Origin of the sequence: Actinomadura gamaensis (genome assembly GCF_042652125.1) — a bacterium.
GTDB classification, from domain to species: Bacteria; Actinomycetota; Actinomycetes; order Streptosporangiales; family Streptosporangiaceae; genus Spirillospora; species Spirillospora gamaensis.
Genome location: NZ_JBHSIT010000011.1, coordinates 132,433 through 145,325 on the forward strand (window position 1 = coordinate 132,433; position 12,893 = coordinate 145,325).

The 12,893-nt window shown below is 72.4% G+C and carries 13 protein-coding genes; 4 read left to right on the top strand and 9 right to left on the bottom strand.

The window, feature by feature from the left end; all coding sequences use genetic code 11:
• Positions 1–15: 15 nt before the first annotated feature.
• From ccsB to ACFPCY_RS32750, 5 genes are read right to left on the bottom strand one after another with little or no spacing between them, the layout of a single operon-like run.
• On the bottom strand, positions 16–1,005 hold the full coding sequence (gene ccsB, locus ACFPCY_RS32730) for a c-type cytochrome biogenesis protein CcsB (protein ID WP_378261699.1): 990 nt from the start codon (positions 1,003–1,005) through the stop codon (positions 16–18).
• A gap of 5 nt (positions 1,006–1,010) precedes the next feature.
• Positions 1,011–2,888, bottom strand: a complete 1,878-nt coding sequence (resB, locus tag ACFPCY_RS32735) for a cytochrome c biogenesis protein ResB (protein WP_378261701.1) — start codon at positions 2,886–2,888, stop codon at positions 1,011–1,013.
• Between the two features lie 6 nt (positions 2,889–2,894).
• On the bottom strand, positions 2,895–3,635 hold the full coding sequence (locus ACFPCY_RS32740) for a cytochrome c biogenesis CcdA family protein (protein ID WP_378261703.1): 741 nt from the start codon (positions 3,633–3,635) through the stop codon (positions 2,895–2,897).
• Positions 3,636–3,646: 11 nt separating this feature from the next.
• The gene (locus ACFPCY_RS32745) at positions 3,647–4,225 is read right to left on the bottom strand and encodes a TlpA family protein disulfide reductase (protein WP_378261705.1); all 579 of its coding nucleotides are present in this window, start codon (positions 4,223–4,225) and stop codon (positions 3,647–3,649) included.
• A 45-nt stretch (positions 4,226–4,270) separates the two neighbouring features.
• Positions 4,271–4,909, bottom strand: coding sequence for a histidine phosphatase family protein (locus ACFPCY_RS32750; RefSeq protein ID WP_378261707.1), 639 nt, complete (start codon positions 4,907–4,909; stop codon positions 4,271–4,273).
• Between the two features lie 273 nt (positions 4,910–5,182).
• Here ACFPCY_RS32750 and ACFPCY_RS32755 point away from each other — a divergent pair, with 273 nt between their 5' ends.
• Entirely contained in the window at positions 5,183–6,265 is a 1,083-nt protein-coding gene (locus ACFPCY_RS32755; protein ID WP_378261709.1) for a beta propeller repeat protein, read from the top strand.
• A 13-nt stretch (positions 6,266–6,278) separates the two neighbouring features.
• On the opposite strand, the gene ACFPCY_RS32760 is transcribed toward ACFPCY_RS32755, so the two are convergent.
• Positions 6,279–6,677 carry an ATP-binding protein gene (locus ACFPCY_RS32760; protein ID WP_378261711.1) on the bottom strand — a complete coding sequence of 133 codons (399 nt, stop codon included), beginning with the start codon at positions 6,675–6,677 and terminating at the stop codon, positions 6,279–6,281.
• A gap of 194 nt (positions 6,678–6,871) precedes the next feature.
• On the opposite strand from ACFPCY_RS32760, the gene ACFPCY_RS32765 reads away from it, so the two are divergent.
• Complete coding sequence (locus ACFPCY_RS32765; RefSeq protein ID WP_378261713.1) at positions 6,872–7,924, top strand: hypothetical protein; 1,053 nt, start codon at positions 6,872–6,874, stop codon at positions 7,922–7,924.
• A gap of 114 nt (positions 7,925–8,038) precedes the next feature.
• Here the strand turns inward: ACFPCY_RS32765 and ACFPCY_RS32770 are convergent, their stop codons facing one another.
• Together ACFPCY_RS32770 and ACFPCY_RS32775 are read right to left on the bottom strand one after the other, a co-directional pair.
• Positions 8,039–8,653, bottom strand: a complete 615-nt coding sequence (locus ACFPCY_RS32770; RefSeq protein WP_378261715.1) for a hypothetical protein — start codon at positions 8,651–8,653, stop codon at positions 8,039–8,041.
• 80 nt (positions 8,654–8,733) lie between these two features.
• Entirely contained in the window at positions 8,734–9,675 is a 942-nt protein-coding gene (locus ACFPCY_RS32775) for a LysR family transcriptional regulator (protein ID WP_378261717.1), read from the bottom strand.
• Positions 9,676–9,747: 72 nt separating this feature from the next.
• Between ACFPCY_RS32775 and ACFPCY_RS32780 the strand changes: the two genes are divergently transcribed.
• Positions 9,748–10,677, top strand: coding sequence for an EamA family transporter (locus ACFPCY_RS32780; RefSeq protein WP_378261719.1), 930 nt, complete (start codon positions 9,748–9,750; stop codon positions 10,675–10,677).
• Positions 10,678–10,682: 5 nt separating this feature from the next.
• Positions 10,683–11,516 carry a dihydrodipicolinate synthase family protein gene (locus ACFPCY_RS32785; protein WP_378261721.1) on the top strand — a complete coding sequence of 278 codons (834 nt, stop codon included), beginning with the start codon at positions 10,683–10,685 and terminating at the stop codon, positions 11,514–11,516.
• Here the strand turns inward: ACFPCY_RS32785 and hemL are convergent.
• On the bottom strand, positions 11,500–12,804 hold the full coding sequence (gene hemL, locus ACFPCY_RS32790) for a glutamate-1-semialdehyde 2,1-aminomutase (RefSeq protein WP_378261723.1): 1,305 nt from the start codon (positions 12,802–12,804) through the stop codon (positions 11,500–11,502). The two genes, ACFPCY_RS32785 and hemL, sit on opposite strands and share 17 nt — an antisense overlap.
• Between the last annotated feature and the right edge of the window lie 89 nt (positions 12,805–12,893).

Genomic DNA, 12,893 nt, shown 5'->3' on the forward strand with positions numbered 1-12,893 from the left:
CCCTTTCGGCATGGGTCAGGCGTAGGAGTGCAGGCCCGAGAACATGTAGTTCACGCCGAAGAAGTTGAAGATCAGGCAGGCGAAGGCCAGCAGGGACAGAAGGGCGGCCTTGCGGCCCTTCCAGCCGGCGGTGGCGCGGGCGTGGAGATAGGCGGCGTAGACGATCCAGGTCACGAACGACCAGGTCTCCTTGGGGTCCCAGCCCCAGTAGCGGCCCCAGGCCTGGTCGGCCCAGATGGCGCCCATGACGATGGCGGCCGTCCAGATCGGGAAGGCGAAGGTGGTGACGCGCAGGGACAGGCGGTCGAGGGCGTCGACGCCGGGGACGCGGGACCAGACCGAGTCCTCCGCGATCGGGCCGCGGGCCTCCTGGCGGGACCTCAGCAGGTACAGGATCGTGGCCGCGCCCGCGACCGTGAACGAGCCGGTCGCGATGATCGCGGCCGTGACGTGGATGGCGATCCAGTAGGAGTTCAGCGCCGGGGTGACGGGGCCGACCGAGTCGTAGAGCCAGATGTTCGCGACACCGAGTGCGATCACGGCGGCGAACATGACGAAGGCGCCGAGGAAGCGGGCCTTGTACCGGGCCAGGACGATCAGGTAGGCCGTCACGGCGGCGAACGCGATGGCGGTGAGGAACTCGTACATGTTGCCCCACGGCCAGCGGTGCGCCGCGAGGCCGCGGGTCAGGATGACGCCGAGGTGGGACGCCCAGCCGAGCAGGTTCAGCACGACGGCGAGGCGCGCCCAGTCGATGCGGCGGCGGTCGTCCTCCTGCGGCGCGGGGACGGCGGCGACCTCGGTGACCGTCCGGTCGGGGCCGTCCGCGCCGACGAGGACCTTGGCCTCGGTCCGGACGGCGGCCGTGGCGGCGGCGGTCGCGGCGGCGTGCCTCCTGCGGCCGAAGCCGAGGTCGGCCGCGTAGGCGACCAGCGCGACGATGTACAGCACGACGGTGCTGACCATCAGCTTGTCGCTCAGGTTGGCGAGGTCGGCGTTGTGCACCCTCGTCACTCCTTGTCAGAAGGGTCGTCGGTTGCCGACGCGGACGTCGTGGCCCCGGACGGTTCGGATGTCTCGCCGGTGGACGCTGCCTCCGGCGCCTGCTTCTCCCCGGGCTCCGGGTCGCCGGGGCCCTCGGGCGGCGTGCCGCGCAACGCGGTCACGACGTCGTCGAACTCCGGGGTCGGGTTCCCGAGCGTGAGCCCGCCGACATGCACCACCGTACGCCCGTCCCCCGCGGCGCTCGCACGGACCCATACCCTGCGCCGCCGGACGGTGAACGACGTGATCACTCCGAGGATGGCCAGCACCGCCGCGATCAGCGCGGGCATGCGCCCCGGGTCGTGGTTGACCGAGAGGCTCGTCCACTCCTTCATGCCGTCGAAGGTGACCGAGCCGGAGCCGTCGGGGAGCTTGAAGGTCTCCCCCGGCTCCATCAGCTTCTCCCCGCCCTTGATCGGGTTCAGCGTCTTGCCGATGCCCTCCAGCTGGTACACCGACTGGGCGCTGCCGTTGTCGAGGCCGAGGTCGCCCTTGAACGCGACGAGCGAGATGACCGGGCGCAGCGCGGCCGGGAACTCCGAGACGATCTGCTTGCCGTCCGGGGTGGCGGTCGCGGTCGGCCACAGGATCGCGTAGAAGGCGAGCTGGGTCGGCTGCGCGTCCGGGGCCTTGATCACGCCCTCGGACTGGAGGGTGCGCGGGTTCTGCGGCAGGAACGGGACCGCGCCGCGGAAGGCGACCTGGCCCTTGGCGTCCCGGACGGTGAACTGCGGCGCGTAGCCGTGGCCGAGCAGGTACACCTTCGCGCCGCCGATCTCCAGCGGATGGTTGACGCGCAGGTTGTAGTGCTTGGCGGGGCTGTCCGGCTTGTCCCGGTAGGTGATCGCGGCGTGGAAGTCGGTGGCCTGGCCGCGCTTCTCGCCCTTCAGCTCGTACTTGGCCTGGAAGTCGTCCAGGGTGATCGAGAACGGCGCCATCTGGTCGGTGTCGAACATCCGGCCGGGCTTGAACTGGTCGTACTGGGCGAGGGTGTTGCCGAAGGACGAGCCCTCGCGGAGCAGCACGTCCCCCCGGTAGCCGAACAGGTTGCCGACGCCGAGCGAGAACAGCAGGCCGAGCAGCGCCAGGTGGAACAGCAGGTTCCCGAACTCGCCCGCGTAGCCCTTCTCGGACGCCACGGACCCCTTGCCTTCCGCGACGCGGAACCGGCGCTTCCTGAGCAGCGCCTTCGCCTCGGCGAGCACCTCGTCCGGGGTACGGGACGTCTCGAACGTCGCCGACTGCGGCAGCCGGGCCAGGTTGCGCGGCGCGGCGGGCGGCTGGGCGCGCATCGCCTGGACGTGCTTGACCAGGCGCGGCAGGACGCAGCCCGCGAGCGACACGAACAGCAGGATGTAGATCGCCGCGAACCAGGGCGCGGAGAACACGTTGAACAGGGAGAACTTGTCCAGCCAGGGCGCGAGCGTCCTGTGCTGCTGGAAGTACCGGTCGACCTTCTCCGGCGCCTGCCCGCGCTGCGGCAGGAACGAGCTCGGAATCGCACCGAGCGCCACCAGGAACAGCAGGACGAGCGCCGTCCGCATCGTGGTGAGCTGCCGCCACGCCCAGCGCAGCCAGCCGAGCGGGCCGATGCCCTTCGGACGCGGCCCGTCGGCGGCGGGCGTGCGCCCGGCGGGGGTGGCGGTCGCCGCCGCGTCCACCGCGTCCGCGGCCGCAGCCTCGTCCGACGCCGCCTTCTCAGCCGCCGCCTCGTCCGAAGCCTTCGCCTCGTCGGAAGCCGAAGCTGAAACGTTCGCCTCGTCCGAGGCCGAAGCCGCCGCCGCAGTTGCGTCCGCGGCTGCCGCTCTCTCGGCCTTCTCGCGCTCAGTGTCTGTGTCGGCCATCGCTCATCAAATCGGGGTCTCGAAGCCGCCGATGAACGACTTCATCTGGATGGTCAGTTCGTTCCAGAGCCCGGTCACCAGCGCGAGCCCGATGAGGACCAGCATCCCACCGCCGACCCGCATGACCAGCGCGTAATGCCGCTTGACGGCGGCGAACGCGCCGAGCGCGCGCCGGTAGGCGAGCGCGGTGAGCAGGAACGGCAGGCCGAGCCCGACGCAGTAGGCGACCGACAGCAGCGCGCCGCGGGTCGAGCTGGCCTCGGTGATCGCGAGGGACTGGACGGCGGCGAGCGTCGGGCCGATGCACGGCGTCCAGCCGAGGCCGAAGATCACGCCGAGCAGCGGCGCGCCGGCCAGCCCGGCCGCCGGGAGCCGCCCCGACTTCAGGGTGCGCTGGAGGCCGGGGATGAAGCCCATGAAGGCCAGCCCGAACACGATCGTCACGACGCCGAGGACGCGCTGGATCGTGGTCTGGTACTCCAGCATCCACCGGCCGAGGCCGCCCGCGACCGCGCCCATGCTGACGAACACGAAGGTGAACCCGCCGACGAACAGCGCGACGCCCCCGAGGAGCCGGCCGCGCCGCTGCTCGGCGAGGTCGGCGCCGGTCATCCCGGTCACGTAGGACAGGTAGCCGGGGACGAGCGGCAGCACGCACGGCGACACGAACGACACCAGCCCCGCGAGCGCGGCCAGCGGGGCCGCCGCCAGCAGCGAGCCGCTGGTGACGGTCGTCTCGGTGTTCACCGCCGCGAGGATCACTTTTCCGCGAGGACCTTGGTCACGATCGGATTCAGCGTGGAGAACGTCGTGGCGCCGAGCAGCCGCGCCGCGACCCGGCCCCGGCGGTCCAGCACCAGGGTGGTCGGGATGGCGTTCGGCGGGACGTCCTTGAAGGCGAGGCCGATGCGGCCGTCGCCGTCGAACAGGCTCGGGTAGGACACCTTGAAGCGCCGCTGGAAGGCGATCGCGTTGTCCTTGTCGTCCTTGAAGTTGACGCCGAGGAACGCGACGCCGCTGTTCTTGTTCTGCTGGTAGACCTGGTCCAGCGACGGGGCCTCGCCCCGGCAGGGCGCGCACCAGGACGCCCAGAAGTTCACCACGGCGACCTTGCCGCGCAGGTCGGAGAGCCTGACCTGCCTGCCCTCCAGGGTGCTGCCCTCGGCGGACGGCGCGGCGTGGCGGCCGGTGGCCGCCACCTCCTGGATCTTGCCGTTGCCCGCGATGAACCGGTTGTCGCCGCCGCTCGGGCCGCCGGTGCCGCCGCCCGCGCAACCGGCGAGCAGCAGAACCGAGGACGCCGCGGCGGCGCTCACGAGGGAGATCCGGGGGCTCAACACACCCTCCTACTACAAGACGTAGTACTCAATGTATCGGCCGGGTCAGGCGCCCGCGACACCGGTCCCCCGGCCGATGCCCGCGGCGGGCTCGGCGTAGGACGTCCCGACCAGCCGGGAGCCCTCGAACTCCAGGCTGGTGACGCTGGCGAGGTCGCACTCGCGCCGGCGGGGGTGGTGCCACAGCCTGCGGTGCTCGGCGTGCAGGCGCAGGATCCAGATGGGCAGCTGGTGGCTGACGAGGACGGCCTCGTGCCCGGTCGCGGCGTCCCGCGCGGCGATCACCGCGGACCGCATGCGGCGGGCGATCTCGGTGTACGGCTCGCCCCAGGACGGCCGGAACGGGTTCCACAGGTAGCGCCAGTGCTCCGGCCGGCGCAGGCTGCCCGCGCCGACGCCGAAGGTGAGGCCCTCGAAGTGGTTGTCCGCCTCGATCAGCCGATCGTCCACCGTGACCGGCAGCTCGAAGGCGTCCACCAGCGGGGCCGCCGTCTCCAGCGCGCGCTGCATGGGCGAGGAGTACAGCGCGGTCACGTCGCGGCCCTCGAACCACTTGGCCGCGGTCCGGGCCATCTCGTTCCCGTCCTCGCTCAGCCGGAAACCGGGCAGCCGCCCGTACAGGACACCGTCGGGATTGTGCACCTCACCGTGCCGCAGCAGGTGAACGATCGTCTTCTCAGTCATCGCGTCGCCAGGCTACCCGCCCCCGGCCCGCGCCCCGCCCCACCCCCTCACCCCACCCGCGCGCGACGCCCCGCCCCTCGCTGCCCGCGCGCGCCACCTCGGCCCCTCGTCCTGTCCGCGCGCGCCGCCTCGGCCCCTCGCCCGTCCGCGCGCCACCGCGACGCCTCATTCCTTCGCGCGCCGCGGCCGTCCGCGGGGGCCGTTCCGCGGTCGTGTCAACCGGCGGCCCTTTCGGCGCGTCAAGATCGCGTCATTGCGATCGGAAGGATCCCCATGCCGCGTCCCCTCCCCCTGGCCGCCGCGCTGACCGCCGCTCTCGTGGCCGTCACCGCCTCCCCGGCGTCCGCCGCCCCCTCCCACTGGAAGCTCACCTACGACGTCGCCGCGTCCCGCACCCTCGGCAACGTGAGCAACGGCCTGACGTCGCTCGCGGTGCTGGGCCCGCGCGACGCCTGGCTCGCCGGTAGCTGGGACAACGTCGCGACGAACTTCTCGGCGATCCAGCACTTCGACGGGCACCGCTGGAGGAACACGCCGCTGCCCGGCGTGCTGACGTCGAAGCGGAACAGCCTGAGCGCCGTCGGCGAGGTGTCCGCGTCGTCCTCGGGCAATATCTGGGCGTTCGCGACGACCCAGACGAACGCGGACGGCGTGATGCAGCACGCCTTGCGCTGGAACGGGCGGGCCTGGACGGTCCAGCACACGTGGAAGCGCGAGTCGGACCGCTTCACCGGTGTGACGTTCGGCCCGAAGGACGTGTGGGCGTTCGGCGACCGGGGGTTCGGAAGCCGGCACTTCGACGGGTCGTCCTGGCGGCAGGTCGCGACGCCCGGCGTGGTCCAGCAGGTCAGCGGCGTCTCCTCCAGGAACATCTGGGCGGCGGCCGGGGCGTCCCTGCTGCACTACGACGGCCGGGCGTGGCGGGCGGTGAAGCCGGGTCCGGGCGCGCTCGACATCCGCGCGGTCAGCGCGCGGACGGCCGGCGACGTCTGGGCGGTCGGCGGCGTCCGATCCGGAGCGAACGTGACGCCCGTCGCCTTCCACTGGGACGGCCGGGCCTGGCACAGGTACGCAGGGCCGCGCGGCAAGGTGGCCAAGGCGCCGCTGGTCGCGGCCGTGGCGGACGGGCGCGGCGGCGCGTGGCTGTCGCGCCGCTCGACGGGCGGTGGCACCGACCTGTTCCACCTGGTCAGGGGCAAGTGGGTGGCGCAGGCACTGCCGAAGCACCGGCTGGGCAGGCCGTACGTCCGCACGCTCGCGGCCGTGCCGCACTCGACGGCCCTCTGGGCGGTCGGCGTGATCGAGTACGGGGGCGCGCCGGCCGGCGACACGGTGGTCTACAGCGGCACGCGGTGAGGTCGGGGGACGGTCAGGGCGAGAGTTCGAACCAGGTGTGGAGGCGGCCGGACGCGTCGGAGGCGTAGCCGAAGCGGTCGGCCAGGGACTCGATCAGGACGATCCCGTAGCCGTTGTCGCGGGGTTCGTCGCCCTGGCGCCGGGTGGGGACGGTGTCCCCGCCCGCGTCCACGACCTCGCAGTGCAGGACGCCGCCCCGGTCGTGCAGGGCCAGGGTGAACCTGCCGCCGTCGCGCGAGCGGGAGTGCTGGACGCTGTTCGTGCACGCCTCGGAGATCAGCAGTTCGGCGGTGTCGCAGCGCGGATCGTCCGCCAGTTCGGCGCGCACGAAGCGCCGGGCGAGCGCCACGCTGGCCGCCACGGCCGTCAGCTCGACGGCTCCGATGAGCTCTCCGACCTCGGTTCCCGACACGGTGCACCCCCGCCCCCGACGACGCGCTGGACTCCTACCGAACAGCGCCAACTCCAGACCTCTGACACAAGATAGGACGAATCGGACACCATTCGTGCCCGCCGAACCCGCCGATTCCCAGGTCGGGGCCTCAGGGCGCCAACCGGCGGGGCGGTTCGCGCGTCCAGCACGTGATGATCACGAAAAAGGCCGCGATGCGCCGTACGACCACAGTTCTCGCCGCCGGAGCCCTGCTCGGCGGCGTCCTCGTCCCCGCGTCCGCCGAGGCCGCCGCGCCGTCCTGGAAGGTCGCCCGCTACGACGCCAAGGCCGGTTTCGACGGCGTGGCGGCGATCAACGGCAAGAACGTCTGGGTCGTGGGCGGCGGCTCGGGACGCGCCCACACCTGGCGGTTCGACGGGCGGCGCTGGACCGAGCCCGCGCTGCCCGCCGCCTACCGGAAGATCGACTTCTCGGCCGTCGCCGGGTCCGCGCCGGACAACGTGTGGGCCTTCGGGAGCGTCGGCCGCGGCACGCAGGTCGCGCTGCGCTGGGACGGCCGCGCGTGGCGGGCCGTCCACACCTGGAAGATCACCGCGCCGGTGGTGGGCGCGGTGGTGAACGGGCCGAAGGACGTCTGGGCCTACGGCTCCGCCACCGATTTCCTCACTTTCAGCACGTACCACTTCGACGGGCGCACCTGGACGCATCCCCGTATGGGGTTCCAGATGTCGGCCGGTTCGGTCGCGTCCGCCAAGGATCTGTGGGTGACCGCACACGACCGGACGGGCGCGGTCCCCAAGCCGGTCGTCGCGCGCTGGAACGGCAAGTCGTGGGCCCAGGTGAAGCTTCCGGCGCTGCCCGTCGAGCGGCAGCACCAGACCGAGCTGTCGGCGATCGCCGCGCGGTCGTCCTCGGACGTGTGGGTCGCGGGCACCCGCTACGTCAAGGACGGCCCGGACCTCGCCCTGCGTCCGATCGCCCTCCACTGGAACGGACGCGCCTGGAAGCGGCTCGACCCGCCCGGCAAGAACGCGGTCGTCTCGCTCGCCTCGGACGGTTCGGGCGGCGTCTGGGCGTCCACGACCTTCCACCTGTACCACTACGCGAAGGGACGCTGGACGCAGGCGAAACTGCCCGCGCGCAAGGGCAAGACGCTGCGGGTCGCGCAGCTCTCGCGGGTGCCGGGCGGCACGTCGGTGTGGGGCTCGGGTGACTACATCTGGGGCAGGCTGCCCAGCACGGCCGGCGCGATCATCCGCTATTGACGTCCGGCCGGGCAGCCCGACCCGCGGGCAGCCCGAGCCGGGCCGCCGGTCAGCCGGGCCGCCGGTCGGCCGGGCCGCCGGGCCGCCGGGCCGCCGGTCAGCCTGAGCGAACAGTCAGCCGGAGTGGACGGTCGTCCAGGTGTGGCGGTCGAGGAAGCCGCGGTCGTCGTTCGCGTACTCGGTGAACGCGCGCTGCACCTCGGCCAGGTCGGGGACGCGCGTGCGGTACAGCTCGCCGCTCGCGCCGTCCTTGTACTCCAGCTCGTAGCCGCCGTCCTCGGGCGAGACCTGGACGAAGTGGTGGCCGAACACGACCAGGGCGGCGAAGGGGTTGGCCGCGTCCAGGGTGGCCAGGACGTCCCGGACGAGTCCGAGGTCCGGGTCGATCACGACCATGCCGTCCCCGGTGTGGAGCTGCATGCCCTGGTAGACCCCCACGGGGGCGATGTTGTGGACGAGTTTCCGCACCGGGTCCCAGACGATCAGGCCGAGCCCCTGCGCGATCGCGTAGACGTCCGTGGAGACCTGGTCGGCCCGGTCGTCGGCCATCGTGACGCGAACGAACCGTCCGCCGGTCTCGGCGACCTCGACGTCCGGGTGGAGGCGGCGCAGCTCGGCGGCGAACTCGCCGGTCGCGGGGGTCGGCTCCGGTTCGGTGGCGGTGATCCGTTCCGCCTGCTCGCGGGTCACGGGCCGGTCGGAGCGCCAGAGCAGCAGCTCGTAGGTCATGCGGCCATCATCCCAGTTCAGCGCTTGCGGGCCTTACCCGCGGCGCGATCCGAAGCAGCTTCCCGCCGGGGAGGCTCCGGTCAGGCGGGAACAGGGGTCGGGACGGCCTCCAGCGAGACGGGGACGTTGGACGGGACGGCCTTGCGGAAGGCGTCCAGCGCGGCGCGGATGGCGGGACGGCGGGCGGCCTCCTCGCGCCAGACGCAGTAGACGCGGCGGGTGAGCGGGGCCTTCAGCGTGACGATCTCGACCTCGGGCGGGACGTCGCAGCGGCCGAGGCGGGGCAGGATCGCGACGCCGAGCCCGGCCGCGACCAGGGAGAGCTGGGTGGCGAACTCGTAGGCGTGGTGGTCGATGTGGGGCTCGCAGTCGATCGAGCGGAGCGTCCGGTGCAGCCAGTCGCAGCAGATCGAGCCGGGGGTGGAGCTGATCCAGGTCTCGCCCGCCAGCTCCTCCAGGGCGATGTCGGCGCGGCCCGCGAAGCGGTGGCCGGGCGGCAGCGCGATGTCGGCGATGTCCGCGCAGACGGCGCCCTTGAGCAGGCCCTCGGGCAGCGGGAGGGGCTCGTTGCTCCAGTCCTGGACGACGGCCAGGTCGAGGTCGCCGCGGACGACCAGGGGCATGCTCTCCAGCGGGTCCAGCTCGCTGAGCAGCACGCGCAGGTCGGGGTGGTCGAGGCGGAGGGCGCGCATGGCGGCCGGAAACAGGCCGCGGATAGCGGTCGGGAACGCGCCGACCGAGAGCTGGCCGACGACCGCGCCGCGGTGCGCCTCCAGGTCGGCCTGGGCCTGCTCGACCAGCGACAGGATGCGTCCGGCGTGCCCGACGAGCAGCTGGGCGGCGTCGGTGAGCCGGACGCCGCGGCCGTTGCGCTCCAGGAGCTTCTGGCCGGTCTCGCGTTCGAGCTTGGCGAGCTGCTGGGAGACGGCGGAGGTGGTGACGTGGAGCACGTCGGCGGCCGCGCTGACCGACCCGTAGGTCGCCACGGAGTGCAGCGCGCGCAGCCTTTCCAGATCGAGCATGAAGCAATGCTAAATCCATCTGTCAAGAAGATCTAGCTTGTCCTAAACACAGGGCTTGACGACGATCGGGTGATGCGTCCCCGACACGTGTTGCTCGCCGTGCTGATCGCCGCGGTGTGGGGGTTCAACTTCGTGCCGATCAAGATCGGCCTCGAACACTACCCCCCGCTGTTCTTCGCCGCCCTGCGTTTCGCGGTGGCGGCGCTGCCCGCCGCGCTCCTCGTCCGGCGGCCGCCCGTCCCGGCGCGCTGGCTGCTGCTGGTCGGGCTGCCGATGGGCGTCGGCCAGTTCGGGCTGCTGTTCATCGCGATGCGGGCCGGGATGTCCGCCGGGCTCTCGTCGGTGGTGCTGCAACTGTCCGCGCTGTTCACCGCGCTGATCGCGTGGGCGGCGCTGCGCGAGCGCCTCGGCCTGAGGCTGGTCGCGGGGATGGCGGTCGCGTTCGGCGGCGTCGCGTGGCTCGGCGTCCTCCAGTCGGGCGGGACGAGCGGACCGCTCGGCGCGTTCCTGCTCTGCATAGCGGCGGCGTTCATGTGGGGTCTGGCGAACGTCGCGATGCGACGCATGAACGCGCATGCGACCGGCGAGATCGACCCGTTCGGGTTCATGGTGTGGATGTCGCTGGTGCCGCCTCTTCCGATGCTCGCCCTGTCGCTCCTCATCGAGGGACCGGACGAGATCGGGCACTCGCTGGCGCACCCGTCCTGGGCCGGGCTGGGGGCACTGGCCTACGTGGCCTACCTGTCCACGCTGGTCGGTTACGGCCTCTGGGGCTACCTGATGCGCCGCTACGAGGCCAGCACCGTGGGCATGTACTCGCTGCTCGTCCCGCCGTTCGGACTGGCCGGGGCGACGGTCGTCCTGCACGAGCACGTGAGCCCGGCGCGGCTCGGCGCGGCCGCGCTGATCGTCGGCGGGGTCGCGCTCGGCGCGGTCCGCGTCCGTTCCCGGCGGAAATCGCGGGCTCTCGGCTCGACTCCCGATCCCCTTCCCACGAGGTGACTTCGATGTATGGAATCCATGTCCCGCTGGTCACACCTTTCACACCGGACGGCGAGGTGGACGTCGCCTCGCTCGAACGGCTCGCCAAGCACGTCCTGGACGCCGGGGTGGACGGCCTCGTCGCGCTCAGCACCACCGGCGAGGCCGGGATGCTCACCCCGGACGAGCAGGAGACCGTCCTGCGCGTCACCCGGAGCGTCTGCGACTCCTACGGCGTGCCGCTGACCGTCGGCGCCGGGACGATGGGCACGGACGCCACCATCGCGCAGGCGCGCGAGCGCGCCCGGTACGCGGACACCCTCCTGGTGGTCGCGCCGTATTACGTGCGCCCCACCGAGGACGGCGTCGTCCAGCATTTCGCGGCCGTCGCGTCCGCCGTGGACGTGCCCGTGCTCATGTACAACATCCCGTACCGCACGGGCCGCGCGCTCTCCGCCGAAGCCCTCCTGCGCGTCCTCGCCCTGGACGGCGTCGCCGGCGTGAAGCACTGCCCGGGCGGCATGGACGCCGACACGCTCACCCTCCTGGCCGAGGCGGGCGAGAAGATCCTCTGCGGGGACGACCCGTACATCTACCCCATGCGCACGCTGGGCGGGGGCGGCGCGATCGCCGCGACGGCCAATCTCGTGCCGTCCGCCTACACGAGCCTCGACCTCGACACGCACAACCGGCTCGTCCCGCTGGTGGGGGCGCTGTTCTCGGAGCCGTCCCCGACCGTCCTCAAGGCGTGCCTCGCCGCCCGAGGGATCATCGACGCTCCGGACGTCCGCGCCCCCTTCCAGCCCCCGCGGCCCGAGCCGGTCGACCGCGCGCTGAAGATCCTTACCGAGCTTCCCTGACCGCCGCGGCCGCGCGGGCGGCGTGCGGGAGGGCGTCGAGGATCTTCGAGATCGCGGTGTCGTCGTGCGCCGCCGACAGGAACCACACCTCGTACGCGGACGGCGGCAGGTAGACGCCGCGGTCGAGCATCGCGTGGAAGAACGCGGCGAACGCGGCCGTGTCCTGCTTCTGCGCGTCGCCGAAGTTCTGCACGACCGGGGCGTCCGTGAAGAAGATCGAGAACAGGTTGCTCGCGCGCTGGACCCGGTGCGGCACGCCCTCCTTGGACAGCGCCTCCGACGCGGCCGACGAGACGGCCTCCGCGTTGCGGTCGATGGCCGCGTACACCTCGTCGGTCGCGTTCCGCAGGGTGGCGAGGCCGCCCGCGGTCGCGAGCGGGTTCCCCGACAGCGTCCCGGCCTGGTAGACGGGCCCGGCGGGGGCGAGGCGGTCCATCACGTCGGCACGGCCGCCGAACGCGGCGGCGGGCAGCCCGCCGCCCATCACCTTGCCGAAGGTCATCAGGTCACCCGCGACGCCCTCCACGCCGTACCAGCCGGACCGGGACGCCCGGAACCCCGTCAGCACCTCGTCGACGATCAGCAGCGCGCCGTGCCGCTGGCACAGGCTCTTCAGCAGCGCGTTGAAACCGGTCGTCGGCGGGACGACGCCCATGTTGCACGGCACCGCCTCGGTGATCACGCAGGCGATCTCGCCGCCGTGGTCGGCGAAGGCCCGCTCGACGCCGATCACGTCGTTGTACGGCAGGACGATCGTGTCGGCCGTGGTCGCGCCCGTCACGCCCGGGGTGTCGGGCAGCGCGAGCGTCGCCGCGCCGGACCCGGCGGCGGCGAGCAGCGCGTCCACGTGCCCGTGGTAGCAGCCGGCGAACTTCACGACCTTGGACCGCCCGGTGAACCCGCGCGCCAGCCGGATCGCCGACATGGTCGCCTCGGTGCCGGAGTTCACCAGCCGGACGCTGTCCACCGGCGTCCGCGCGACGATCTCCTCGGCGAGCTCCACCTCGCCCTGCGACGGCGCCCCGTAGGACGTGCCGCGCTCGGCCGCCTTCGCCACCGCCTCGACGACCGCCGGGTGCGCGTGGCCGAGGATCATCGGCCCCCACGAGCAGATGAGGTCGACGTACTCGACGCCGTCCGCGTCCGTGAGGTACGGCCCGCGCGCCGACGCGATGAACCGCGGCGTCCCGCCCACGGCCCGGAACGCTCTCACCGGCGAGTTCACGCCGCCCGGGATCACCCGTACGGCCCGATCGAACAACTCCTGGGACTTGTCTGCTTCGGTCACCCCTCCAGTCAACCAGTTGCAGTTCGGTGACGCGTCTTGACCTCGCCTGGTACCGGCCGATATTCCAGCAAAGGCGTCGTCTGCCCCTT